General features: G+C 67.3%; 23 protein-coding genes. 7 read left to right on the top strand and 16 right to left on the bottom strand.

The window, feature by feature from the left end:
- Window positions 1-190: 190 nt before the first annotated feature.
- From BKE09_RS13420 to BKE09_RS13395, 6 genes are read right to left on the bottom strand one after another with little or no spacing between them, the layout of a single operon-like run.
- Window positions 191-1,186, bottom strand: coding sequence for a phosphatidate cytidylyltransferase (locus tag BKE09_RS13420; protein WP_014038691.1), 996 nt, complete (start codon window positions 1,184-1,186; stop codon window positions 191-193).
- The gene (locus tag BKE09_RS13415) at window positions 1,183-1,812 is read right to left on the bottom strand and encodes a lysophospholipid acyltransferase family protein (RefSeq protein WP_075676034.1); all 630 of its coding nucleotides are present in this window, start codon (window positions 1,810-1,812) and stop codon (window positions 1,183-1,185) included. The genes BKE09_RS13420 and BKE09_RS13415 overlap by 4 nt, the downstream gene beginning before the upstream one ends.
- A gap of 13 nt (window positions 1,813-1,825) precedes the next feature.
- Complete coding sequence (locus BKE09_RS13410; protein ID WP_075676033.1) at window positions 1,826-2,263, bottom strand: hypothetical protein; 438 nt, start codon at window positions 2,261-2,263, stop codon at window positions 1,826-1,828.
- Window positions 2,260-3,564, bottom strand: a complete 1,305-nt coding sequence (locus BKE09_RS13405) for a phosphatase PAP2/dual specificity phosphatase family protein (RefSeq protein WP_170871769.1) — start codon at window positions 3,562-3,564, stop codon at window positions 2,260-2,262. Before BKE09_RS13405 ends, BKE09_RS13410 begins: the two co-directional genes overlap by 4 nt.
- Before the next feature lie 23 nt (window positions 3,565-3,587).
- A complete protein-coding gene (locus BKE09_RS13400; protein ID WP_075676031.1) occupies window positions 3,588-5,339 on the bottom strand; it encodes a bifunctional alpha/beta hydrolase/class I SAM-dependent methyltransferase in 1,752 nt (583 codons plus the stop codon).
- A 34-nt stretch (window positions 5,340-5,373) separates the two neighbouring features.
- Window positions 5,374-5,991, bottom strand: a complete 618-nt coding sequence (locus BKE09_RS13395; protein WP_075676030.1) for a CDP-alcohol phosphatidyltransferase family protein — start codon at window positions 5,989-5,991, stop codon at window positions 5,374-5,376.
- 209 nt (window positions 5,992-6,200) lie between these two features.
- Here BKE09_RS13395 and purH point away from each other — a divergent pair, with 209 nt between their 5' ends.
- Genes purH through purD form a run of 3 tightly spaced genes read left to right on the top strand, consistent with a single transcriptional unit; the run spans window position 6,201 to window position 10,021 of the window.
- Window positions 6,201-7,784, top strand: coding sequence for a bifunctional phosphoribosylaminoimidazolecarboxamide formyltransferase/IMP cyclohydrolase (purH, locus tag BKE09_RS13390; RefSeq protein ID WP_075676029.1), 1,584 nt, complete (start codon window positions 6,201-6,203; stop codon window positions 7,782-7,784).
- Between the two features lie 16 nt (window positions 7,785-7,800).
- The gene (locus tag BKE09_RS13385; protein WP_075676028.1) at window positions 7,801-8,679 is read left to right on the top strand and encodes a hypothetical protein; all 879 of its coding nucleotides are present in this window, start codon (window positions 7,801-7,803) and stop codon (window positions 8,677-8,679) included.
- 58 nt (window positions 8,680-8,737) lie between these two features.
- Window positions 8,738-10,021, top strand: coding sequence for a phosphoribosylamine--glycine ligase (gene purD, locus BKE09_RS13380; RefSeq protein WP_075676027.1), 1,284 nt, complete (start codon window positions 8,738-8,740; stop codon window positions 10,019-10,021).
- Between the two features lie 123 nt (window positions 10,022-10,144).
- Here the strand turns inward: purD and BKE09_RS13375 are convergent, their stop codons facing one another.
- From BKE09_RS13375 to rhlB, 8 genes are all read right to left on the bottom strand, one after another.
- Complete coding sequence (locus tag BKE09_RS13375; protein WP_014038700.1) at window positions 10,145-10,477, bottom strand: DNA-binding transcriptional regulator; 333 nt, start codon at window positions 10,475-10,477, stop codon at window positions 10,145-10,147.
- Window positions 10,461-10,850, bottom strand: a complete 390-nt coding sequence (locus BKE09_RS13370) for a type II toxin-antitoxin system RelE/ParE family toxin (protein ID WP_083663091.1) — start codon at window positions 10,848-10,850, stop codon at window positions 10,461-10,463. The genes BKE09_RS13375 and BKE09_RS13370 overlap by 17 nt, the downstream gene beginning before the upstream one ends.
- 171 nt (window positions 10,851-11,021) lie before the next feature.
- Window positions 11,022-11,897, bottom strand: coding sequence for an RNA polymerase sigma factor RpoH (gene rpoH / locus BKE09_RS13365; protein ID WP_006473441.1), 876 nt, complete (start codon window positions 11,895-11,897; stop codon window positions 11,022-11,024).
- Window positions 11,898-12,175: 278 nt separating this feature from the next.
- Window positions 12,176-12,889: a uracil-DNA glycosylase gene (gene ung / locus BKE09_RS13360; RefSeq protein WP_075676026.1), complete on the bottom strand. Its 714-nt coding sequence runs from the start codon at window positions 12,887-12,889 to the stop codon at window positions 12,176-12,178.
- On the bottom strand, window positions 12,886-13,728 hold the full coding sequence (locus BKE09_RS13355; protein WP_049424094.1) for a response regulator: 843 nt from the start codon (window positions 13,726-13,728) through the stop codon (window positions 12,886-12,888). Before BKE09_RS13355 ends, ung begins: the two co-directional genes overlap by 4 nt.
- 7 nt (window positions 13,729-13,735) lie before the next feature.
- Window positions 13,736-14,683 carry a permease-like cell division protein FtsX gene (gene ftsX, locus BKE09_RS13350; RefSeq protein ID WP_014038703.1) on the bottom strand — a complete coding sequence of 316 codons (948 nt, stop codon included), beginning with the start codon at window positions 14,681-14,683 and terminating at the stop codon, window positions 13,736-13,738.
- A 3-nt stretch (window positions 14,684-14,686) separates the two neighbouring features.
- On the bottom strand, window positions 14,687-15,373 hold the full coding sequence (gene ftsE / locus BKE09_RS13345) for a cell division ATP-binding protein FtsE (protein WP_075676025.1): 687 nt from the start codon (window positions 15,371-15,373) through the stop codon (window positions 14,687-14,689).
- Window positions 15,374-15,552: 179 nt separating this feature from the next.
- A complete protein-coding gene (gene rhlB, locus BKE09_RS13340) occupies window positions 15,553-17,274 on the bottom strand; it encodes an ATP-dependent RNA helicase RhlB (RefSeq protein ID WP_075676024.1) in 1,722 nt (573 codons plus the stop codon).
- Window positions 17,275-17,783: 509 nt separating this feature from the next.
- Between rhlB and trxA the strand changes: the two genes are divergently transcribed.
- The 3 genes from trxA to BKE09_RS13320 all read left to right on the top strand — a co-directional run bounded on the left by trxA (window position 17,784) and on the right by BKE09_RS13320 (window position 21,870).
- A complete protein-coding gene (gene trxA, locus BKE09_RS13330) occupies window positions 17,784-18,113 on the top strand; it encodes a thioredoxin (protein WP_005411275.1) in 330 nt (109 codons plus the stop codon).
- Between the two features lie 227 nt (window positions 18,114-18,340).
- Window positions 18,341-20,086, top strand: coding sequence for a transcription termination factor Rho (gene rho / locus BKE09_RS13325; protein WP_075676023.1), 1,746 nt, complete (start codon window positions 18,341-18,343; stop codon window positions 20,084-20,086).
- A gap of 209 nt (window positions 20,087-20,295) precedes the next feature.
- Complete coding sequence (locus tag BKE09_RS13320) at window positions 20,296-21,870, top strand: sensor domain-containing diguanylate cyclase (protein ID WP_075676022.1); 1,575 nt, start codon at window positions 20,296-20,298, stop codon at window positions 21,868-21,870.
- A 39-nt stretch (window positions 21,871-21,909) separates the two neighbouring features.
- Here the strand turns inward: BKE09_RS13320 and BKE09_RS13315 are convergent, their stop codons facing one another.
- Window positions 21,910-22,800, bottom strand: coding sequence for an energy transducer TonB (locus tag BKE09_RS13315; protein ID WP_075676021.1), 891 nt, complete (start codon window positions 22,798-22,800; stop codon window positions 21,910-21,912).
- Window positions 22,801-22,880: 80 nt separating this feature from the next.
- Complete coding sequence (gene aceK / locus BKE09_RS13310; RefSeq protein ID WP_075676020.1) at window positions 22,881-24,611, bottom strand: bifunctional isocitrate dehydrogenase kinase/phosphatase; 1,731 nt, start codon at window positions 24,609-24,611, stop codon at window positions 22,881-22,883.
- A gap of 164 nt (window positions 24,612-24,775) precedes the next feature.
- Here aceK and BKE09_RS13305 point away from each other — a divergent pair, with 164 nt between their 5' ends.
- Window positions 24,776-25,513, top strand: coding sequence for a KilA-N domain-containing protein (locus BKE09_RS13305; RefSeq protein WP_240502909.1), 738 nt, complete (start codon window positions 24,776-24,778; stop codon window positions 25,511-25,513).
- Window positions 25,514-25,578 lie beyond the last annotated feature (65 nt).

Here is a 25,578-nt window from a genome sequence, read left to right as displayed (position 1 = left end):
TAGTGCCGGTCGCTGGCCGGCAACCCCATGAACGATGGCAGGATGTTGCCGTTGCCGTTGCCGTTGCCGTTGCCGGCCAGCGGCCGGCACTACCGGTAGATCCACGCCATGCGTGGATGCCGCCCCGGCGATCAACCGCCCCGCCCCGTCCAGTAGATCCGCGCCATGCGTGGATGAAGCCCCCGCGGAATCAGCCGCCGCCGCCCGCCTTCCAGTAGTACCGCACCACATGGAAGAACACCGGCGCGGCGAAGCACACCGAATCGAGCCGGTCGAGCATGCCACCATGCCCCTCGATCATGTGGCCCCAGTCCTTGATGCCGCGGTCGCGCTTGATCGCCGACATCACCAGGCCGCCCCAGAATCCCATCAGGTTGATCAGCAGCGACAGGCCGAATGCCTGCAGCGGCGTGAACGGGGTGATCCACCACAGCGCCGCCCCCAGCGCGCTGGCGCTCAGCACGCCACCCACGAAGCCCTCCACCGTCTTCGACGGCGACAGCTTCGGCGCGATCAGGTGCCTTCCCAGCAGCTTGCCCCAGATGTACTGCAGCACGTCCGAGGACTGCACCACGATCACCAGGAAGGCGAACAGCAGCACGTTGCGCGACGGATCATGACCGGGCACGTGCAGGTTCAGCAGCAGCGGCACGTGCGAGATGCAGAACACGCAGATCATCAACCCCCACTGCACCTTCGCCGTGCGCTCCAGGTAGTGCGTGGTATCGCCACCGATGGTCGACAGGATCGGCAGGAACAGGAACGCATAGACCGGGATCAGCAGCGTGTACATGCCGTACCAGTCGATCCACACCAGGTAGTACTGCCAGGGCAGCACGATGTAGAACGCGGCCAGCAGCGCGTAGTAGTCGCCGGAACGGGTCGGCGCCAGGGTGATGAACTCGCGCAGCGCGAACAGCGAGATGATCGCGAACAGCACGATCACCCCGGCACGGCCGAAGAACAGCGCCAGCCCGACCACGATCGCCATCACCCACCACGCGCGGATGCGCGACACCAGGTTGGCGATCACCGCGCTGGGCCGACCGCGCTGGCGCCAGCGCAGGGTCTCGGCCACCAGCGTGGCCAGCACCAGCACCGCGCCCACGCCAGCGAACAGCAGGCCTGTCTGCTGGCCCACGCTGCGCGCGGCCAGGTCGCCGGACACATCCATCAGGTAACTCATGCGCGCCCTCCATTCGGCGCCAGGTCCAGCAGCGCCTGCCGGCTGCGCGCCAGGAACGCCGCCTTGTCCTCGTCAGCCTGCAAACGCAGCGGCGTGCCGAAGGTGGCCGTGCACAGCAGCGGCAATGGCAGGAACCGGCCCTTCGGCATCACCCGCTTCAGGTTGTCGATCCACACCGGTACGAACTCCAGCTCCGGCCGTTGCCGCGCGAGGTGGTAGATGCCGCTCTTGAAGGGCAACAGCGGTTCATCGCTGACATTGCGCGTGCCTTCCGGGAACAGGATCAGCGAGCAGTCTTCATCCACGGCATCGCGCAGTACCTGCAACGGGTCCTGCTGGCGATGGCCGGCCTCGCGCTCGACCAGCACACCGTTGAACACCGCATCGATCAGGTAGCGGCGCAGGCCGTCGCGCTGCCAGTACTCGGCTGCGGCAACCGGGCGCACCTGGCGCCGCAATGCCGGTGGCATCGACGACCAGATCAGCACGAAGTCACCATGGCTGGCGTGGTTGCCGTAGTACACGCGGCGCTCGCTGGACGGCGCGCAGCCGATCCACAGCGCGCGCGCGCCGGTCACCACATGGATCGCGCCACTGCAGGCGCGGGCAATCAGTTCGGCGAACATCGGCTCCTCCCGTTCACGTCTGCGGCCACACCACGGCCAGCACCAGCAGCACCACCTGCACAGCTGTCAGCAGGTACTGGCGCAGCAGCAGGCGGCGCATGCCGGCCCAGCGCAGATCCCAACCGCGCAGCGGCGCGTCGGGCGCTGCGCGGCGCAGGCCGCTGTCGTGCAGCAGCTGGTCGGTACGGTGCGCAGCGGCGTCACCCTCCAGGCCTTCATCGCGCAGCAGCTGCAGCAGGCTGGCATCCAGCCCGACCCGGCATGCGTGGTAGGCCTGTGCGAGCCCGACGACGACGCTGACCAGCAGCAGGCCGGCAGCAACCATCGCCAGGCCCGGCTCGGTGCCGAGCAGCAGCAACGCCACCAGCAGCAGGCCCAACGACAGCAGCGCCGGCCAACGGCCCTGCCGCAGCAGCAGTTGCATGGTCGCCAGATCGGGAACCGTACTCACGTGCGTGCTCCCGCTGCAGCGGTGATGGCATGCAGATGCGCCGCGCCCAGCACGATGCCGGGACGTGCCGCGCGCACAGTCGCCACCGCGGCATCGGTATCGGCGGCGCGACCACTGCGCAACAGCCAGGCCGCCACGCTGGCGGCACTGCGCGAATAGCCCAGCGCGCAACACACCAGCAGCGGCCCCTGCACGCTCAGGTGCTCGATGGCCTCGGCCGCCGCGCGCAGCTGTTCCGGCGTGGGCACCACCAGGTCCAGCATCGGCACGCTGGCATACGCCGCGCCCGGCGCACGACCGGACAGCTCAGCACAGGTATCGACCACGCCGACCAGGGGTGTTGGCAACGCAGCACAGGGAATGCGCCCCAGCCACACCCCATCCATCACCGGCACCGGCTGCGGCGCACGCCGCGTCCACAGCCGCGAATTGATCCAGGCCGCGCCCAGGTACGGCGCCAGCAACCAGCGCGCCGCCATGGTCAGCCGCCCATCGGCGCGCTTCTGGAACACCGCCGTGCCCAGCCCGGCATAGGCCAGCGCCACCAGCAGCAGCGACACCACCGGCCACAGCAGCCACAACGCCGCCCCCCGCAGCAGGATCACCGGCACCAGCAGCACGGCGGCCCCCAGCAGGTACAACCCCGCCAGGCGCCAGCGCCTGGCATCACGCGCCGCGCGCCATGCACGCAGCGGTGGCGTGCCCTGCTCCGGCCACAGCCAGACGCACAGCCAGCCGGCCAGCAGGCCGGTCGGGATATCGATGAAGTGATGCTGGAACGTGGTCAGCACCGAAACGCCGATCAGCAGCGCCCACACATGCAGCACCCAGCGCCACACCCCGTGCAGGTACTGCGCGAACTTCACCCACAGCACGATCAGCAGCACGATGTGCAGCGATGGCGCCTGGTTGAACGGCTTGTCGAAGCCCAGCAACACGTCGAACAGCCAACCGAACACGCCGCCGATCTCCGGCCGCTCGAAGCTGAAGCGCAACGGCCACAGCAGGAAGCAGCTCACGGCGATCAGCTGTGCACTGAACAGCCGCAGCGCGTGCCGGTCCAGTTCGAGGCGATGACGGCACAGGAAGAACGAGACCGCGTAGAACAGGTCGATCGACCAGTACGGCACGATCGTCCACGGCACGAACGGAATCTGCGTTTCCCATCCGAACGCCATCACCGGCAGTTCGGCATGGCGGCCGGCTATCCAGTTGGCGAAGCCATAGCTGGCGAAGAAGAACGGGCCCAGCAGGGCCAGCCACAACAGGGCGCGCCGCCAGGGGCGCCCCTCTGCGGCCACCGGGGATGCGGCAAGCGTCGCCATCACGCGGTCCGGCGAGCCAGGGACACGGTGAAGATGCCGAAGTCGTCGATACGCTGCGCCACCTTCTCGAACCCGGCCAGGCGCACCAGCTCGTCCATTTCCTGCTGGGTACGGCGGCGCATCACCCACGCTGCGCCCCCCCGGTGGCTGGTCAATGCGCGTGCGATGAACTCCAGCTGCGGGTGCCAGGGCTGGCCGGTATAGGCCAGGTAGCCGCCTACCGGCACCGTCGCGGCAATGCCCTGCAGCGAACGCAGCACCGCATCGTTGTCGGGGAACAGTTCGTACAGGCCCGATACCACCGCCAGCGTCGGTGCAGGGTCCACCGCTGCCAGCTGCGCGGGATCGAACGCATCGCCCTGTTCGAAGCGGGCGATGTCAGCCGCCCCCAGGCGCTCTATCAGTGCCTGACCCTGGGTGACGTTCAGATCGCTGAAGTCGCGCAGCACGATGCGCTCGGCGCGCTGTTCGCCCTGGCCCAGCGCTTCCAGCACGTAGCGACCATGGCCGGCGGCCACGTCCAGCACGCGCACCGGCGTGCCCTGCCCGCGCAGGCGCTGGGCAGCGTCGCGCAGCAGTTCCTGCAGGTGCTGGCCACGCACGCGGATGCCGCGCCAACCGATCGCATCCAGATAGTTGCGGTCGACCATCCGACCCAGCGGGCCCTTGCCACGCGCTTCGTCGCGGTAGATGTAGTCCAGCGTGCTGCCCGAATCGAAACCGGTCTGCAGTCCCAGCGCGATGCCTTCGGACAACGCTCCGCCGAAACGCAGGCCGCCACGTACCACGCGCCAGCGCAGGTCGGCCAGGCTGTTACGCTCCGGTGGCCACGCCAGGATCTCCGATTCCTCGAAGGTCGGCCCATGGCGGTGCGCGTCGCGCCGTGATAGCTCGCGCAGCGGCTCGGCGAAACGCGCCTGGATGAAACTGCGGATGCGTGCCAGCGCAGGCGCCCGATCGCGCTCGCCCAGCGTGTCGTGGAAGAAGCCCGGCAGGTGCACGCGCTCCTTGATCGGGCTGGACAGGCGCTCGTAGAAGCGGTCCTGCGGGCCACGATGCACGACGAAGTCGGAGCCGGACACCAGCAGCTGCACCGGCACGCTGATCGCCTGCGCATCGGCCACGATGCGGTCGGCCGCTTCGTACAGGCCCAGCAGCACGCGCACCGAGATCGGCCGGGTGATCAACGGATCGGTGCGGTAGCTCTCCACCCGCGCCGGGTCATGGGTCAGCCACTGCGGCTTGACGTAGCTGTTGACGAAGAAATTGCCACGCAGCTTCTGCATCAAGGCCAGGCCCGGCCGCGCGAACGGCACGTACAGCTTCACCTTGAACGCCGGCGAAGCCATCACCAGCGCGCGCAGGCGTGGTGCGTAGTCGTGCACCCAGGTCGCGGCGACCACCGCCCCCACGCTCTGTGCGATCACCACGATGTCCTGCACCGCGATGCCGTGCTCGGCGCCGATATGGGCGATGAAGCTGTCCAGATCGCGCACCAGCGCCGGGAAGCCTGGTGCATCGCCACGCGCACCCGGCGAACGGCCATTGCCGCGCGCATCCCAGGCGAAGAAGGCGGTGTCGGGCAGGTCCAGCTCATCGACCAGGTGGGTGACACGCCCGGAGTGCTCGTGGCCGCGGTGCAGCAGCACGATGGCCTTGGTGGCCGGCGTTGCGGTGGTGCCCGCCCAGTACCGGTAGAACAGCGGTACCTGGTCGAAGCTGTGGAATTCCCGTTCCTGCGCCTGACGCATGCAATCTCCTGATTGTCTTTTTGTATCTGCTTGATTAATTCGGCGAAACCGCCGCTTCCCGCAGTCCGCGACGGACGCGGTTGATCATGGTCAGCACGCACAGCACCGCCATGGCCGCGGCCACGCCAGTGACCGTCATTGCGCCACCCCACTCAAGCGCCAGCAGCAGGCCCAGCGCACCGATCACGAACGCGCGGTCGCTCTTGCCCATCGGGCCGTCGTAGCGGCGGCTGGCACCGACCATCAGCCCCAGCACCCCGGCGTACTCGCTCAGCGCCGCCGTCCAGGCCAGCAGCCACAGCACTTCCGGACGCACGCCCGGCACGCTGAGCAGGCTCAGGTACAGCGCCGCGTCGGCGATCACATCGCACAGCTCGTTCAGGTAGGCGCCCAGCCGCGACTGCTGGCCGAACTCGCGGGCCAGCATGCCGTCCACGGCGTTGAGCGCCATGCGCAGCAGCATCCACAGCGGCAGCAGCAGGTACAGCAGGGGCTGGGCCGGCGCGCAGCACCAGACGGCGGCGGCCACCAGCAGCGAGACCACGGCGGCGGCCACGGTCACCGCGTTGGCGGTGATCCCCATGCGGTACAGACCGCGTACGGCCGGACGCAACAGGTCCTGAAAACGTCCTTTCAATGCATAGATCGACACGATCCGAACCCGCTGATCCTTGGCAGTTCCGGCACAGCCTACCCGATTGGGGCAGCGCGCCCCATCGAATTGCTTGCGGACCGCCCCCGGCCAGGCTGTGCTGAGGGCGGCCGCAGGGCCATCGATGCGGGTCGATTTTTCCCGTCGGCGCCCGCCACCGGCCCCCACCGCCTACAATATCGGCCCCGCTCCGCTGCCGATTCTGTCCCATGACTGCTGATCTGTTGCCCGTCCGCCGGGCCCTCCTCTCCGTTTCCGACAAGACCGGCCTGGTCGAGCTGGCCACTGCGCTGGCGGCACGCGGCGTGGAACTGCTGTCCACCGGCGGCACCGCCAAGGCGATCCGCGATGCGGGCCTGGCCGTGAAGGACGTGGCCGACGTCACCGGCTTCCCGGAAATGATGGACGGCCGGGTCAAGACCCTGCACCCGATGGTGCACGGCGGCCTGCTGGGCCGTTCGGGCCTGGATGATGTAGTGATGGCCGAGCACGGCATCGGTGCCATCGACCTGCTGGTACTGAACCTGTACCCGTTCGAATCGGTCACCGCCAAGGCCGACTGCACCCTGGCCGACGCGGTCGAGAACATCGACATCGGCGGCCCGGCCATGCTGCGCTCGGCGGCCAAGAACTTCGCCCGCGTGGCGGTGGCTACCGATCCGTCGCAGTACGCCGAGCTGCTGGCTTCGCTGGACGCCAACGACGGCCAGCTGTCGGCTGCCACCCGCTTCGCGTTCTCGGTGGCCGCGTTCAACCGCGTCGCCCAGTACGATGCGGCGATCAGCAACTACCTGTCGGCGGTCACCGCCACCGACGCCGCCGTGCCGGCCCGTGCCGAGTACCCGGCACAGATGAATTCCACCTTCGTGAAGGTGATGGACCTGCGGTACGGCGAGAACCCGCACCAGAGCGGCGCGTTCTACCGCGACCTGTACCCGGTGCCGGGCACGCTGGCCACCTTCCAGCAGCTGCAGGGCAAGGAGCTGAGCTACAACAACCTGGCCGATGCCGATGCGGCGTGGGAGTGCGTGCGCCAGTTCGACGCGCCAGCCTGCGTCATCGTCAAGCACGCCAACCCGTGCGGCGTTGCGGTCGGTGCCGGCAACGGCGATGCCTACGAACTGGCCTACGCCACCGACCCGACCAGCGCCTTCGGCGGCATCATCGCCTTCAACAAACCGCTGGACGCGGCCACCGCCAAGGTGATCCTGGACCGCCAGTTCGTCGAAGTGCTGATTGCCCCGGACTACGAGCCGGCCGCGCTGGAATACGCGCAGAAGAAGGCCAACGTGCGCGTGCTGCGCATCCCGCACGGCGATGGCCTGAACAACTTCGACAGCAAGCGCGTCGGCTCGGGCCTGCTGCTGCAGTCGTCGGACAACCGCGGCATGACCCGTGATGAACTGAAGGTGGTCAGCAAGCTGGCACCGACCGACAAGCAGTTCACCGACCTGCTGTTCGCCTGGAAGGTGGCCAAGTTCGTGAAGTCCAACGCGATCGTCTACGCCAAGGACAACCGCACCATCGGTGTCGGTGCGGGCCAGATGAGCCGCGTGTACTCGGCCCGCATCGCTGGCATCAAGGCCGCCGATGCGAACCTGGTGGTCGAGGGCTCGGTGATGGCCTCCGACGCGTTCTTCCCGTTCCGCGACGGCATCGACGCCGCCGCTGCCGCCGGCATCAAGGCGGTCATCCAGCCGGGCGGTTCGATGCGCGATGCCGAAGTGATCGCCGCCGCCGACGAACATGGCCTGGCCATGGTGTTCACCGGCGTGCGCCACTTCCGCCACTGATCCTGGAGCGACACGGATGTCCACAGTTTCAATGAAATCGCTGGCCGCCCTCGCCCTGGCGGGTGCGGCCATGCTGGCAGGCTGCAAGCCTGCTGCCGAGCCCAGCGCGGGCCCGAAGGCAGAGGCGCCGGCGGTGGTCCCTGCCGCACCAGAACAGCATGTCAGCCGCACCGCGCGGCTGCAGGCTTTCCTGGTCCAGCGTTACGGCAGCAACGCCAGGCTCTCCGGTGAATGGCGCGGCAGCTGGACCGACGATGGCGACACCCATGCGATGGACTGGCAGGTCTGCGCGGAGCAACCGGTGGTGAGCGGTGACAGCTGGCAACAGCTGCTGGCCGTGTGTGGTGCGCTGGTTGATGGCGCGCATATCGACCCGGGAACCATCGAGTTCTTCGTGCTGCGCCCGAAGGGCGAGGGCTTCGAAGTGACCAGCGCACTGACCGGCGAGCGCTTCGGCAGCGGCGGCCAGCCCGGCACCGCCAGCATCATCCGCGCCGGCAGCGACTTCTATGGTTTCCGCGTCGAGGACGGCTGGTTCGGGCAGGGCTTCTCGCTGCTCTCGCAGTCGCTGATCCTGCCGGGCCCGAATGGCCTGGTGGCCACTGGCAGCGTGCGCAGCCATATCGACAATGACGCCCAGTACGAGTGCGACACGGTCGACGCCAGCACCGACCCCGACACCGCCAACGACTGCCGCACCCGCCGCTTCAGCATCGATTTCGCCCTGCATTTCGACGACAGCGACCGCAGCGCGCGCGTCTGGCCATTGCTGATCGAGGAAACCGGCACCACCTGTGGTGGCAAGCAGGTCCGGCAGGAACACCGCTTCACCCTGGACCCGAAGACCTGGGCCTACTCCTTCCCCGAATCGCTGCGACGCGAAGGCTGCGAGTGAACCGCGCGCGCCGCCGGGGATATCGATCTTCCCTTCCCACGCAATCTGGAATCTCGTGATGAACGTACTTGTCATCGGCTCTGGCGGCCGCGAACACGCCCTGGCATGGAAGCTGGCCCAGTCCTCCCGTGTCACTGAAGTGATCGTGGCGCCCGGCAACGCCGGCACCGCCAGCGAAGACAAGTGCCGCAACGTGGCGGTCAAGGTCACCGATATCGACGGTCTGCTGGCGCTGGCCCAGGCAGAAGGCGTGGCACTGACCGTGGTCGGCCCGGAAGTACCGCTGGTGGCCGGCGTGGTCGACCGCTTCCGCGCCGCCGGCCTGCGCATCTTCGGGCCGACCGCCGCTGCCGCGCAGCTGGAAGGCAGCAAGGCCTACGCCAAGGACTTCCTGGCCCGCCACAACATCCCCACCGCGTTCTACGCCGTGCACAGCGACGTGGACGCTGCCCTGGCCTACGTGCGCGAGAAGGGCGCACCGATCGTGGTCAAGGCGGATGGCCTCGCCGCCGGCAAGGGCGTGATCGTGGCGATGACCCTGGCCGAGGCCGAAGACGCGGTGCGCGACATGCTCTCGGGCAACGCGTTCGGCGATGCCGGCGCACGCGTGGTGATCGAGGAATTCCTCGACGGCGAGGAAGCCAGCTTCATTTCGATGGTGGACGGCGTGCATGCGCTGCCGATGGCCACCTCGCAGGACCACAAGCGCGTCGGCGACGGCGACACCGGCCCGAACACCGGCGGCATGGGCGCCTATTCGCCGGCCCCGGTGGTGACCCCGGAGGTGCATGCTCGAGTGATGCGCGAGGTGGTGAACCCCACCGTGCAGGGCATGATCGCCGATGGCATCCCCTTCACCGGCTTCCTCTACGCCGGCCTGATGATCGATGCCAGCGGCGCGCCGAAGGTGATCGAGTTCAACGTGCGCTTCGGCGATCCGGAAACCCAGCCGGTGATGCTGCGCCTGCAGTCGGACCTGGTGGAGCTGGTGGAAGCCGCCATCGACGGCCGCCTGGACCAGGTGGAAGCACACTGGGACGCGCGCCCGTCGCTGGGCGTGGTGCTGGCCGCCAGGCCATACCCGGAATCGCCGATCACCGGTGACGTGATTTCCGGCCTGGACGACGTGCCGGCCAGTGCCAAGGTGTTCCATGCCGGCACCGCGCTGGACGCGCAGGGCCAGGTGCTCAGTGCGGGCGGCCGCGTGCTGTGCGTGGCGGCGCTGGGCAACAGCGTGCGCGACGCGCAGGCCAATGCCTATGCCGGCGTGGCCAAGGTCAGCTGGGCCAACGAGTTCCACCGCAACGACATCGGCTGGCGCGCGATCGCACGCGAGGGCTGAGGTCCGGCGCCGCAGCCACGCATGGCGTGGCTCTACTGATACTGCACAGCTGGGGTAGATCCACGCCATGCGTGGATTGAACACCTCGGAAAAGCAAAGGCCCGGCAGAACCGGGCCTTTGCTTTACAGGACTGCTTCGAGTCCCTTCCGATCAATCAGGTTCAGCAACTTCAGTGATGGTCCGCTGGGCTTCTTCTCGCCCTGTTCCCAGCTGCGTACGGTGGAAACGCTGGTATTGAGAACTCCAGCAAAAACCGGCTGACTGAGCTGCAATGACGCACGCAGGGCACGGATCTGGGCACTGCTGTATTCAGGGACCGGCTCAAGGCAAAGCGCTTCGTAGCTGCTCAACCGACGTTTATCGATGAAGCCATGTGCGTGCAGACTCACAGCCGCATCATGCACCGCCTCAAGAAGCGCACTTTTCGCGCGCCGTCGCTCAGGGGTCTTCGTCATGGCTGATCTCCTGTAGATCCCCGTACTGCACGGCACGATTCAGCTGTGCCGTACTCATTTTCAAGAACTCCGATGCGTACAGCTGCAGCGCATCGCGTTCCGCATTCGTGATTGCAGCACGTTCATTCTTCTCGTAGCCGAAAAGGAAGAACCAATGCCCGCCTCGCTGTGTGGCGACGATGGTTCGGACGCTCCCACGCTTTCCTCGCCCCGGCAAGGCAACGCGCTTCTTTAAGATTCCGCCGCCAAGATCAGCATCCACCAGACCCGCTTCCATTTCACGTACCGACCGGTACAGCGCAGCATCGGACAGGGTGGTCCTGCGTATGCTGCGATTGAAACTTCGTGTGCGGAAGACGCGTGGCATGATCATACCGTGCCACTGCGTGGTACGGCGTGAACATCAGCATCCAACACATGATCCGGTCGGCGCAATCACCGCCCTGGCGTCAGAGTAGAGCCACGCCATGCGTGGATGAGAACGCCACCAAAAAGAAAAAGCCCGGCAGTGCCGGGCCTTTTCATTGTTTCAACGCCACCCCGCTTACGCGGTGAACAGCGCCTTCATCTTCTTCAGCGCGTTCGCTTCAACCTGACGGATGCGCTCGGCCGACACGCCGTATTCGTCAGCCAGTTCCTGCAGCGTCACCTTGCTGTCGGCATCCAGCCAGCGACGGCGGATGATGTCGCGCGAGCGGGCGTCCAGCTCGGCCAGGCCTTCGCGCAGCAGCTGCATCTGGTTGTCTTCGCTGTCAGCACGCTCATACGCCATCGACGGGTCTTCGTCGTTGGCGACAAGGAACGCGGCCGGCGACGGCGGCGCGTGCTCGTTGTCCTCGTCGGTCGGCGCATCGAAACCGATATCGCGACCGGACAGGCGCGACTCCATTTCCATGACCTCGCGCTCGGACACGTTCAGGTCCTTGGCCACCGCGCTCACCTCAGCCGCGTTCATCCAGCCCAGGCGCGTCTTCGACTTGCGCAGGTTGAAGAACAGCTTGCGCTGCGCCTTGGTGGTGGCGACCTTCACGATGCGCCAGTTCTTCAGGATGAACTCGTGCATCTCGGCACGGATCCAGTGCACGGCGAAGGAGACCAGGCGCACGCCCATGTCCGGGTCGAAGCGCTTGACTGCCTTCATCAGGCCGATGTTGCCTTCCTGGATCAGATCGCCCAGCGCAAGGCCGTAGCCGTTGTAGCCGCGGGCCACGTGCACCACGAAGCGCAGGTGCGAATGCACCAGCTCGCGGGCGGCGTCCAGATCGTTGCCGTCGCGGAAGCGACGGGCCAGGTCCTGTTCGTCATCGACCGACAGCACCGGGATCTGGTGCACGGCACCGATGTAGGCGTCCAGCGAACCGAGCGCACTGGGAATCGGGAGATTGTTTGCCACAAGGGCAGTAGAGGTGTTCTGGCTCATAGGCACCCATCTTAGCAGTCCGGCATTTGGACTGCTAAAGGAGGAAAAAGTTCCAGCGTCCCATTGATGCAACACTGGTCCCAAACAGAGCCCTACCGTAGCGCGATTTGATGACAGTGGCGAGCATGCTTTTCGGGATTCACAATCCCTTGGAATTCAAGCAATTACCTACTGGAAACCGGCCGATTCCGGTCAAGCGGAGCTGAACGGGCCGTCCGCAGGACCCATTCAGGCCCGGAAACGTTGCCCGGCGTTCAGCCCCGGTCACCCGCCGGCGGTCAGAGCGCCGAGCGTGGTGGCAGCGACCAGTCGATCGGGGCCTGGCTGCGGCGCTGCAGGTACTCGTTGGCCATCGAGAAATGCCGGCAGCCGAGGAAGCCACGGTGGGCCGACAGCGGCGACGGATGCGGCGACTTCAGCACGCGATGGCGGCGGGTATCGATGACCTTGCCCTTCTGCTGCGCATAGGCGCCCCAGAGCATGAACACCAGCCCTTCGCGCTCGCGGTTGAGCACGTCCACCACGTGGTCGGTGAAGCCTTCCCAGCCACCCCCCTGGTGCGCACCGGCCTTGCCCTCCTCCACCGTCAGCACCGCATTGAGCAGCAGCACGCCACGCTGCGCCCACGGGATCAGGCAGCCGTGGTCCGGACGCGGGATACCGAGATCGCTCTCGATCTCCTTGTAGATGTTCAGCAGCGACGGCGGCACCGGCACGCCCGGCGGCACCGAGAAACTCAGGCCATGCGCCTGGCCACGGCCGTGGTACGGGTCCTGGCCGAGGATGACCACCTTCACCTGCTCGAACGGCGTGGCGTCGAACGCGGCGAAGATCTGCGGGCCGGGCGGGAACACCGCCGCGCCACTGGCCTTGCGCTGACGCAGGAAGCTGGACAGCTCGCGCATCTGCGGCTGCAACAGGTAATCGCCGACATGCTGCTTCCAGCTCGGTTCCAGCTGGATCGTCGGGGTGTCGGCTACTTCATCCATCATCGCAACAAGGGTCCATCGTTCAATCGGGCCAGCCGCAGCTGGAAAAGCACCTTGGTGACCAGCAGCCGTTCTTCGATCGGCTTGAGCACCAGGTCGTTGGCACCGGACTGCAGCAGCCCGGTCTGGTTGTGCGGATTGCCGTCGCCGGTCATCACCAGCACCGGCAGGCGGCGCTTGCCGTAGCCGAAGTCCACGCGCACGCGCTGCACCACGTCGCGACCGCTCAGTTCGCCCTTCAGGGTGACGTCGGTCAGCACCAGGTCGATGCGGTGGCGACTGCGGCCCAGCGACTCGGCGGTGAGCAGGGTGAACGCTTCTTCGGCGCTGACCACGTGCAGCACGTTCAACTGCTGGCGTTCCAGCATGCGCTTGGTGGCCTCGGCCACCACGCGGCTGTCCTCGATGTAGAGGATGGTGGCGCCGGGAATGGTCTGCGGCTGCACGTAGCCGCGGATGAAGGTCGCCAGTGCCTCGTGGCCCAGCGCCTTGTCGAAATAGTCGGTGACGTATTCGGTGAAGCGGCGCTGCTCCAGGTGCTGCTGGGCATCGCCGGAGACCACGATCACCGGCACATAGGCCTGGCCGGCCGCTTCGCGCACCATCCGCGCCAGCGCCAGGCCGTCGCCATCGCGCAGGGTCAGCGAGGTCGTCACCAGGTCCACCGGGCCCTGCGCCAGCGCCTGCTGCGCATCCTCGATGCTGTCGCAGCCGATCACCTCCACGCCGGGCAGGTCACGCTGCAGGACGTCGGCGATCAGCTTGCGCACCAGCTTCGAACCATCGACCACCATCACCCGCGTCGCGGGCCCTTCAAGGTGCTTCAGCGCTTGCGGTTGCATGCCGGTCTCAGGTGTCGGTCGGGCGGGTCTGGCGGAGGAAGTGGCCGGTGACCAGCCAGGCGCCCAGCCAACCCAGCAGCAGCGTGCCGAGCAGGACCAGGCCGCCATGCAGCAGGTCCAGGCCGTGCAGTACGAACGGGCTGCCGTAGCTGCGCGAGAGTTCGGCCAGCGGCATGCGCAGGGCGGCACCGGCGGCGCCGATCAGGGCCAGCGCCACCGCGCCAGCGCCCAGGCCGTACCACGCGCCCAGGTACAGGAACGGGCGGCGGATGAAGCCATCGCTGGCGCCGAGCAGCTGCAGCACGCCGATCTCTTCGCGGCGGGCCTGGATGTCCAGGCGTACCGTGTTGCCGACCACCAGCGCGGCACCCACGCCGAGCAGTACCGACAGCACCTGCACCAGCCGCGCGCCGAAGGCCAGCCAGGCATCCAGGCGCTGGCGCCACAGCGCATCGTGCTGCACCAGGTCGGCCTCGGGCAGGCTTTCCAGCGCGCGCGCCAGGCGTGCGTCATCCTTGCCCTGGCCGGGGGTGATCACCAGCAGCGAGGGCAGCGGATTGTCGTTGAGTGCGTCGATCGCTTCACCGAGGCCGGCATCGCGCAGTTCCTGCAGGCCCTGCTCGGGCGTACGCACGTTCACTTCGGCCACGTCGTCGCGGTCGCGCAGCTGGCCCGCCAGGCGCAGCGCGCCGGGGCCATCGACGTTGCCCTTCAGGAACACGTTGATGTCGCGCGACTGCTGCACGCTGCCGGCGAACTGCTTGAGGTTGTCCAGCGCGATCGACAGCCCCAGCGGCAGGGCCAGTGCCAGCGCCATGACCATCACCGTCAGCAGGGTCGCCCACGGCTTGCGGCAGGCGCGGCCCAGGCTGAACACCACGCTGTGCACGTGGTGCTGGAACCAGACACCCACACGCGAGGGGGCGGCGGCTTCGCTGTTTTCGTTCTTCGCCATCGGTTACTCCGCCAGGTCCTGCGGCGAGATGTCATCCACCAGCCGGCCGTGGTCGAGGATCAGCACGCGCTTGCGCATGCGGCGCAGCAGCGGCAGGTCATGGCTGACCACCAGCACGCTGGTGCCGCGCGAGGGCAGCTCGGCGAACAGGGCCATGATCTCCGCCGCCAGGGTCGGGTCGAGGTTGCCGGTCGGCTCATCGGCCACCAGCAGCTTGGGCTCGCCAACGATCGCGCGGGCGATGCCGACGCGCTGCTGCTCACCGGCCGACAGCTGCGAGGGCAGCGCCTTTTCACGATGGCCCAGGCCCATGCGCTCGAGCACTGAGCGCACGCGCTTGTTGATGTCGCCACGGCGGGTGCCGCGCAGGATCAGCGGCAGCGCCACGTTCTCGGCGATCGAGCGGTCCATCAGCAGGCGGTGGTCCTGGTAGACCGCCCCCACCGCGCGTCGGTGGCGGGGCACGTCGCCGCCGCGCACCTTCAGCAGGTTGCGCTCGTCGAACACCACCGCGCCGCGGCTGGGCCGCTCGTCCAGGTGGATCAACTTGAGCAGGGTGCTCTTGCCCGCACCGGAATGGCCGGTGACGAACAGCATCTCGCCCGGCGCGACCTCGAAGCTGACATCGATCAGCGCCTCGTGGCCACCGGCGTACTGTTTGCTGACATTGTCGAAGCGCAGGACACTCATGCCCCGATTATGCAGGAGCGGCGCGACATCGTGGAGACGGTGGGTGCCGACCGTTGGTCGGCACGCCCTTAAAGCCACCCGACCAACGGTCGGGTGCTACCGATCCGGCCAGGGTGGGTGCCGACCGTTGGTCGGCACACCTTTCAATGCCACCCGACCAACGGTCGGGTGCTACCGGATCAGCTGCCGGACAGCATCCGGCGGATCTTGCGGCCGATGCGGGTCAGGAACGAATCGCCGGTATCGGCCGCCGTGCGCACCGGCTTGGCCACCACCTGCACCGGGGTCACCGGGCTGGCGCCGTTGCCGGCGTTGGCCTGCACGCCCTCGCCACCCTCGACCGGACGGCCGTGGCGACGACGACGGCGCTTGCGCGGCTTGCGCTCGCCATCCACGGCACCTTCCGGTGCACCCTCGGCACGCGGCGGGCGCGGCGGACGCGGGGCCTGGGCGACAGCGGCTTCGGCACCTTCGGCCGGCGCAGCTGCGGCCTTCTCGCCTTCCACGCGCGGCTTGCGCGGGCCACGCGAACGGCGCTCGCCGCTGCGCTCACCGTCGCGACGCTCGCCACGGCCACCGCCGGAGCGGCCGCCACTGCGACCACCACCACGACGCTCTTCTTCGGCGGCGCGGGCTTCGCGCGCTTCACGGAAGATCTGGCCGACGCTCTCGTTCTCCTCACCTTCCTCGCCAGCGGCCGGGGCCGGGCGTTCCGGACGCGGCAGCGGGGTCAGCAGTTCCTTGGTGACCGGCTCGGACGGGATCTTCTGCTCGATGTAGGCCTCGATGTCCGGCAGGCCCATGGCGTAGCGTTCGCAGGCGAAGCTGATCGCATCACCCTCTTCGCCCAGGCGCGCGGTACGACCGATGCGGTGCACGTAGTCTTCGGCGTCGAACGGCAGGTCGTAGTTGTAGACGTACTTGATGCCGTCGATATGCAGGCCGCGCGCGGCGACGTCGGTGGCCACCAGGATCTCCAGCTGGCCCTTCTGGAAGCGGTTGAGCAGGCTCTCGCGCTTCTTCTGCGGCACGTCGCCGGACAGCACGCCGACGCGGTAGCCGGCCTTTTCCAGCGAACGGGCGACGCGCTCGACGAACACCTTGGTATTGACGAACACCATGGTGCGCGCGCCTTCGCTGCGCGACAGCAGGCCCAGCAGCAGCGGGATCTTCTCGTCGTCGGCCGGGAAGTAGATGCGCTGGCGCACGCGGGCAGCGGTGATGGTCTCGGCTTCGACCACCAGCTTCTGCGGCTCGTTCATGTGCTCGTAGGCCAGCTCCAGCACGCGATGGCTGAGGGTGGCGCTGAACAGCAGGGTCTGGCGGATGGTGCGTTCCGGCATGCGGCGCAGCAGGAAGCGGATGTCCTTGATGAAGCCCAGATCGAACATGCGGTCGGCTTCGTCCAGCACGCAGATCTCGCAGGCGTGCAGCGAAACCACCTTGTGCTGCTTGACGTAGTCGATCAGGCGGCCCGGGGTGGCGATGATCACGTCCACGCCCTGCTGCAGCAGCTCGCGCTGCTTGTCGTAATCCACGCCGCCGTAGACCAGCGCGAAACGCAGGCCCAGGTCGGAACCGAACTTCACCGCATCCTTGTGGATCTGGATGGCCAGTTCGCGGGTCGGGGCAAGGATCAGCGCGCGCGGATCTTCCGGCTTGCGGTCGGCCAGGGCCGGGCGGGTCAGCAGGCGGTTCACGACAGCGACCAGGAAGGCCAGGGTCTTGCCGGTGCCGGTCTGGGCCTGGCCGGCAACATCACCACCGGGCAGCGCGACCGGCAGGGTCAGCGCCTGGATCGGGGTGCAGCGGGTGAATCCGGCTCCTTCAAGGCCGGCCTGCAGGGCCGGATGCAGCTCGAAGGAGGAGAAGGTCAAATCGGTCAGCGGTTTGTCGCTCATGAGTCCGTCTTGGTATGGCCGCCGGCCCGTGGGGCGGCTGGCACTTCATCGTCTAGGGGCACCGTCGCAAACTGCGGCCCCTGCGGCGGGTTGGCAGGCTGGGACCACCTGGTCCGCGCGCCGCACAATGCCCCAGTTTAACGCACTCGGGCAGGCAAACCGGAATGCGTCGTCTCACAGCCCCGGGAGACATCGCCTTCACCCAGCCACACCGGACTTGAACGGCCCGCCCGGGGTCGCTGGTGTCGCCCACTGCCAGCCCCATGTACAGGAAGACAGTGAAATCCGACACATACCGGCCATCGAAGCGATCACGATACGCTGGGTTCCAGCCGGCGCCTGTCCCTGCCCTGCGATAGGGGTACACTGCCGGCCGTGAGCGTCCAGGCATCCCGCCGAACGCACCGCGGCAGTGCGCCGCGAGGCAACGACGAGGGTCGCGCCACCGGGCATGGCCCAGTTCACCCACCTCCGGCATGGCCGGGTGCAATCCAAGACGAGAAACCAAGATGAGCGACAAGGTTGTACATGTCGGCGACGCCGACTTTGATAGCGCAGTGCTGAATTCCAAGGAACCGGTGCTGGTCGATTTCTGGGCCGAGTGGTGTGGCCCCTGCAAGATGATCGCCCCGGCGCTGGACGAACTGGCCGATGCCTACCAGGGCCGCGCCAAGATCGCCAAGGTCAACGTCGACCACAACCGCGCGCTGGCCGCCAAGTACCACGTGCGTTCGATTCCGTACCTGGTCGTGTTCAAGGACGGCGAGAAGGTCGGCGAGCAGATCGGTGCGGTGGGCAAGGCCCAGCTGGCCGGCCTGCTGGACAAGGCCCTGGCCTGATCCCGTTGTTCCCGGCAGCCGCCGCCCGCGGCTGCCGGCGGGCGCCCTGCGTCCATCATGAATGCTGTTCCCGGCGACCCTTGCAAGCCGCCGCAGGCCGATGATAGTGTCGGCATATCCGGCCGCGTTCGCGTGCCGCACCCTCTGGACGCAGTTTCTTCCAGACCCATTCCCAACGTTCGCCGCCCCAGCCGGGCGCTCGCACCTTCAAGCGAGGAATAACGCTCTTGTCCGATAACACTTCCGAAACCGGCAGCGCCGATGCGCCCGCCGAAAAGCGCGTGCGCAAGCCCCGCGTGAGCAAGGCCGCCGCTCCGGCAGCCGCCGAAACCAGCGCCGCTCCGGCGCAACCGACCCTGCCGCTGGCAGCCGCGCCCGAAGCGCCGGCACCGGCTGCAGCCGCCCCCGCGCCGAGCGCGCCTGCCACTGAAGCCCCCGCCTCCGGCGGCGGTGAGGGTGGCGAAGGCCGCGAATCCGGACAGCGCCAGCAGAACCACCAGGGCGGTGGCCAGAACCAGAGCCAGGGTCAGAACAACAACCCCTACAACCAGAACGGCCAGCAGGGCCAGGGCAATCGCCGCGACCGTTTCCGCAACCGTCGCGACCGTGACCGCAACCGCGGTGGCCGTGATGACGGCATGCCGCAGGACGGCGGCGAGCAGCAGCCCTTCGTGCCGCGCCCGCACGCCAACGTGCCGGAAGGCTTCCCGGTCTACTCGCTGAGCGACCTCAAGCGCATGCCGGCACAGAAGCTGCTGGAAATCGCCGAGCAGCTGCAGATCTCCGAAGGCGTGGCCCGTGCCCGCAAGCAGGACGTGATCTTCGCCCTGCTCAAGGTGCTGACCCGTCACGGCGACGGCGTTGCCGCCGATGGCGTGCTGGAAATCCTGCCGGACGGCTTCGGCTTCCTGCGCGCGGCCGAAGCCAGCTACCTGGCCGGCCCGGACGACACCTACATCTCGCCCAGCCAGATCCGCCGCTTCAACCTGCGCACCGGCGACCATATCTCCGGCCGCATCCGCTTCCCGAAGGACGGCGAGCGCTACTTCGCGCTGAACATCGTCGACACCATCAACGGCGAGCCGATCGAAGCGTCGAAGAACAAGGTGCTGTTCGAGAACCTGACCGCCCTGTTCCCGCGCCGCCGCTTCACCCTGGAGCGCGGCAACGGTTCGTCGGAAGACATCACCGGCCGCATCCTCGACCTGATGGCGCCGCAGGGCAAGGGCCAGCGTTCGCTCATCGTGTCCCAGCCGAAGGCCGGCAAGACGATGATGATGCAGCAGGTCGCCACGGCCATCACCACCAACCACCCGGACGTGCACCTGATCGTGCTGCTGATCGATGAGCGCCCGGAAGAAGTGACCGAAATGCAGCGCACCGTGCGCGGCGAGGTCATCAGCTCGACCTTCGACGAGCCCGCCGCGCGCCACGTGCAGGTGGCCGAAATGGTCATCGAGCGCGCCAAGCGCCTGGTCGAGCACAAGAAGGACGTGGTGATCCTGCTGGACTCGATCACCCGCCTGGCCCGCGCCTACAACAACGTGGTGCCGAGCTCGGGCAAGGTGCTGACCGGTGGTGTGGACGCCAACGCCCTGCACCGCCCGAAGCGCTTCTTCGGTGCCGCGCGCAACGTGGAAGAAGGCGGCAGCCTGACCATCATCGCCACCGCGCTGGTCGACACCGGCTCGAAGATGGACGAGGTGATCTACGAAGAGTTCAAGGGCACCGGCAACAGCGAAGTGCACCTGAGCCGTCGTATCGCTGAAAAGCGCGTGTTCCCGGCCATCGACATCAACCGTTCCGGCACCCGCCGCGAAGACCTGCTGATCGAGCCGGAGCTGCTGCAGAAGATCTGGATCCTGCGCAAGCTGCTGCATCCGATGGATGAAATGGCCGCGATGGAGTTCCTGCTGGACAAGATGAAGAACACCAAGTCCAACGACGAGTTCTTCGGTTCGATGAAGCGCTGATCCACGGCATTGCATCGAAAAGAACCTGCCGCTCGCTGCGGCAGGTTTTTTTTTGCCTGCAGGGCGACCCACTTCACTTTGCCGCCGCCGACTTTTGGCGATAATTCGCCCGATACCCTGCCCGGCCCTGCGGGCGTGGCCACCGATTCCCGCTGTCGCCCCTTCCGGAGAACCGGTCGGGTCCAGCCTCCTGCCGGATCCGTCGACGCATGCGAACGCTGTCCCCCCGCCTCAACCTGGGCAAGCTGATCCTCGCCCTGGCCCTGCTCAGCGCCATCATCGCCCTGGCCAATACCCTGCTGGCCAGCTACCGCGTGCAGCGCGACCAGCTGGTCGGCAATACCCTGGAAGCCAATCGCGTCTATGCCACCAAGCTGGCCGAGACCACCCAGAACTTCCTGCTGGCCGCACAGCAGGAGCTGGCCTACGCCGCCACCCGGCTCGGCCAGAGCGACCTGGATCCGAAGCAGGCCCAGGATGAAGCCAGCCGCCTGCAGCTGCAGACCAACAGCTTCAACTCCTCGCTGGTGGTCGACGCCGACGGCCTGGTGATCGCCACCTCGCCGCAGACCCTGCAACTGCAGGGCGAGATCCTGCACAGCGTCGGCAACAACGCCGCACTGGCCGCGCGCCAGCCGATGATCAGCGATCCCTACCAGTCAGCCACGGGCAAACTGCTGGTCTCGCTGTCGCACCCGATCTTCGACCGCCAGGGCCGCTATCGCGGCTACGTCAGCGGCACCCTGTACCTGCGCCAGCGCAGCGCGCTGCATACGCTGCTGGGCAAGCACTACTATCGCGACGGCTCCTACCTGTACGTGGTCGACCGCCATGGCCGCCTGCTGTACCACGCCGACGGCAAGCGGGTCGGCGACTACGTGGTCGGCAACCCGGCGGTGAAGGCGGTGGTGCGCGGCGAACGCGGCGCGCAGCAGGTCCGCAACAACCTGGGCGTGTCGATGCTGGCCGGTTATGCGCCGGTACCGGCCACCGGCTGGGGCATCATCGCCCAGCGGCCGACCGAGGCCACGTTGCAGCCGTTGTCGCGGTTGATGACCGCGGTGATCTGGAACGCGATCCCGCTCGGCCTGCTGTCACTGCTGATCACCTGGTGGTTCGCCCGGCGCATCTCGATGCCGCTGTGGCAGCTGGCGCGCAACGTGCAGGGTGGCGAGGACACCGGCAACGCGATCAACCACGTCAGCGGCATCCGCGCGTGGTACTTCGAGGTTGCCCAGCTCAAGCAGGCGGTACTGCACAGCTTCAATGCCCTGCAGGACCGCATCGGTACGCTCAACCGCGCCAACCGCACCGATCCGCTGACCGGCCTGCTCAATCGCCGCGGCCTGCAGCAGGCGCTGGACGCGCTGCAGGTGCAGGGCATTCCGTTCGCGATCCTGGCGCTGGACATCGATCGCTTCAAATCGATCAACGACAGCCACGGCCATGACGTCGGCGATGCCGCCATCGTCCATATCGCCGACCAGATGCGCCGCTACTCGCGCGACAGCGACATCCTCTGCCGCGCCGGTGGCGAGGAATTCCTGCTGCTGTTGCCGGGCATCAGCACCGACTCGGCACGCCAGGCCGGCGAGCGCCTGCGCCAGCACATCGCCGATCATCCATTCGAGCCGGTGGGCACCATCACCGTGTCGCTGGGCGTGGCCCACTTCCCCAGCTTCCATGTCGATGCCGAGCAGGCCCTGCGGCTGGCCGACAAGGCCCTGTACATGGCAAAGGAACAGGGCCGCAACCGGGTGGTGGTCTACCCGTACGCGGACTGAGAAGCGGCCGGCCTGGCCGACCGCTTCACCGCGCCAGGCTCAGCGCTGGGCCAGCGGCGTCAGCAGGCGCAGGCCACGCTGGGTACCGTCGACCATGTACACACCGCCGGCGGGCAGCAGATCACTGCCTGCCTGCTCGGCAGCATCCGGCTTGCGCCACGGTGCGGCCTGGCGCGGGCCGGGGATGAAGGCACGCCAGCGGCCATAGCGTTCCGGCTGGCCGTTGTCGCTGTTATTCAGGGCGAAGGTGACCGGCACGCGCACGGTCCAGGAGTCACGCGTACTGTCCTCGCCGGTGGTCGGCGGCACGAAGGTCCACTTGCGGGCCGCACTGATACTGGCCTTGGCGAGGATGTCGCGCATCTTGGACATGGTCCGTTCCGGTGCGACCACCGTCATGTTCACCTGTTCGGCAACGACATCGGCGACGGTGCCATCGCGCGCAACCCGGACCAGCAGCAGCACGTCACCCTGCCCACCATTGCGGAAAGCATCCTCGGGGTAGCGCGGTGGCGGCATGCGCTTCTGTGTGACCGAATCGGTAGCCTTCGGATCATATTCACTGAAATCGACACTGGTCATGCTGATCTGGTAGCTGCCGTCGTCCTGCTCCTTGCCACGCAGCCGTACCCGCAGCGGCGCGTGGGTGGCCACCGGCTTGCCGTCGCGCAGCGTCGGCTCGAACTGCCAGCCACGGATGGTGCCTTCCACGAACGATGCGATGCCCGGTGCGAGCATCGCCTGCTGGTCCAGGGTCAGCTTGCTGACCGATCCGTCGGCCGCCACATCGATACTGCCCGACAGCGCCATGCTCATCTCGGCAGTGGCGCGCACGGCGCGCGCGTTCTGGGCAACGGCATCGGCCGGCAGCAGGGGAGCACCGGCGGTGAACGCCAGGGCCAGGGCAAGGAACAGGGGGGAGCGCATCATTGCCGGATCCATGGTGATGAGGTGAACCCCGAGCGTACCCCAGTCTGGACGGGACCGGCAGGCGGTTCACGCCAATCCGTTCAGGCCAGGCGATGGGCCACCGCGTAGGGCGGCGTATCCGGATAGTCACCGCCGGCGAAGCGCGCCTGCAGGCCCTGCCACCACGCCGGGTCGAACAGGTGCCGGTAATGTTCGCGCACCGCAGCCAGCTCGCCCGCCGGCAGGCCCATGAACGGGCCGAAGCGCTCGGGAAACACGTCGCGTGGCCCGACATGGAACCAGGGTTCGTCGGCCATGGCTTCCTCCGGCGTCCGCGGCTGCGGCCAGGCGCGGAACACGCAGTCGCTGACCAGGCACAGCTCGTCATAGTCGTAGAACACGGCCCGGCCATGCCGCGATACGCCGAAGTTCTTCGGCAGCATGTCGCCTGGGAAGATGTTGTTGCGCGCCATGTCGGTGATCGCCTGCGCGTAGTCAAGGACCGCCGCACGCACCGCGTCGCCGCCCTGCTCGCGCAGGTACAGGTTCAATGGACGGAAGCGGCGCTGCACGTAGCACAGTGCAACTTCCACCTGGTCGCCATCGACGCGCACGCTCTGCGCGCACTGCTCGAGCAGCTCTTCCAGCAAGGCCGGTGCGAAGCGGTCGCGCGGGAAACGCAGATGGCGGTACGGCTGCGCATCAAGCAGGCGACCGACACGGTCGAGGTTGAACACCAGCGCGTACTTCTCTTCCACCTGCTGGCGCGACATCGACTTCGGCCACGCGAAGCGGTCGCGGATCAGCTTGAATACCAGCGGATAGCTGGGCAGGGTGAACACCGCCATGACCATGCCCGGCGTACCTTCGGCGGGCACCAGCCGCTCCTGCGGATGTTCGTTGAAGTGGCGGAAGAAGGTGCGGTAGCGCTCGGTCTTGCCTTGCTTGGCCCGGCCCAGAACGGTGTAGATCTCATCGATGGGCTTGCCTGGCAACAGGCTGCGCAGGAACACCACCGCATCGCCCACCGTGGCGAGGTCGGCCTGGAAATAGCTGCGCGACACGCCGAACAGGTGGGCGACGTCGCGGCGCCGGGTCAGCACCGCATCGGCACGCAGGCCCTGCCCATCGTTGACCAGTGCGATCACGCACGGTGAGAAGCGGTGCTCGCCGAACACGCGACCCACCAGATAGGCGCGGCGCTCGCGATAGAACACGGTGTCGAGCAGCTCGATGCTGCGTACCGGCGTATCGCCCCAGTGGGCAAGATCATCCTGCAGGCGCACGGCGATGGCCGCCGCGCAGCGCAACTGGTGCGCATAGGGAATGTCGAAGCGGTAATCGGCCAGCGCACGCTGCAGGGCCTCCACCGGCCGCGTCGGCGAGACCGCATAGGTATGCCGTGCGACCGGGTGGGTGATCGCATCGGAGGGCTCGACATCGAAGGCGATGAACTCCAGTTCCGGGTCCACGCCACGGGTGGAGAACAAGCGCCGCGACAGCGTGTTGTAGAAGGTCTTGTACAGCTCGGCGTCGATCAGCCCCCGCAGCAGTGCGCTGTAACACGCATGCACCTGCAGCCACAGCGCGCGCTCCCCGATCGCTTCGCCGGCGAGACGCCGCAGCGCATCCATCTGTTCGGCGATGCACAGGTCGTACAACGCGATGCGTTCGACTGCATCCTGGCGCGCGCCCGCCCAGTCGCGCTGCTCGAAACGCTGCCGCGCACGGGCGGTGATCGCCGCAAAGCGGGCGTGATACTGCTCGAAGCCGGCGTGAATGGCGCCGGCGATGCGCGACGCCAGCTCGGCAGCGATGTCAGGCTCGGACATGCAGGGCTCACCCGGGAGGACCGGCCTCACCATACGCTGGCATGGGGTGGCTTGTGTAGCGCCACCGCGCGCCGTGACAAACGCAACGATTCCTACAGACCCGATGCCTCCCCGCTGCCTACCCTTTCAGGCCCAACAACGGCACGAGGTGACGCATGCAGCAAATGACCTTTATCCCACGCGTGGAGGAAGGCAACGTAATCCCGCAGCGCGCCCGCGACGGTTACATCAGCGCCACCGCCCTCTGCCAGTCCGTCGGCAAGCGCTGGTCCGATTACCGGGCGCTGAAATCGACGGAGGAGTTCCTGCAGGAGCTCATGGCGCAGACGAAGCTGTCCGAGAATGAGCTGATCCACGTGGTATCCGGTGGAAACCCGGCGATGCAGGGCACCTGGATCCACCCGTACCTCGCCATCCACCTCGGCCAGTGGCTGTCGCGCAAGTTCGCAGTGAAGGTCTCGCAGTGGGTGGTGGAATGGCAGCAGGGTCGCGCCAATGCGTTGCTGCCCGTGCACATCGATCGCTACATGCAGAACCGTGCCAAGGTGCCGTACACCCATTTCTCGATGCTCAACGAGCTGACCCTGAACCTGATCGCACCGCTTGAGCAGGCCGGATACACGCTTCCGCAGGCGCTGGTTCCGGACATCTCCGAAGGCCGCCTGTTCTGCAAATGGCTGAGGGATCATCGCGGCGTCGACACCGATGCACTGCCCACGTATGACCACACCTACCCGGACGGCCGCACGGTGCAGGCCAAGCTGTATCCCAACGAGTTCTACGAGGACTTCCGCCGTCATTTCAACGAAGTCTGGCTGCCCCAGAAGGCGCACACCTACTTCGCCAAGCGCGACAGCAAAGCGCTTTCGTTCGTGACCACGCTGCTGCTTCCACCGCGGTGAAAGCGGCGCCGAACGTGCTCGGCTGCTTCGGCTGAAAGCAGCCGAGCATGGCTCGGCTCTACAGG

The organism is Stenotrophomonas sp. TD3, assembly GCF_001939825.1.
GTDB lineage: Bacteria > Pseudomonadota > Gammaproteobacteria > Xanthomonadales > Xanthomonadaceae > Stenotrophomonas.
This window is presented reverse-complemented; position numbering and strand designations above follow the sequence as displayed.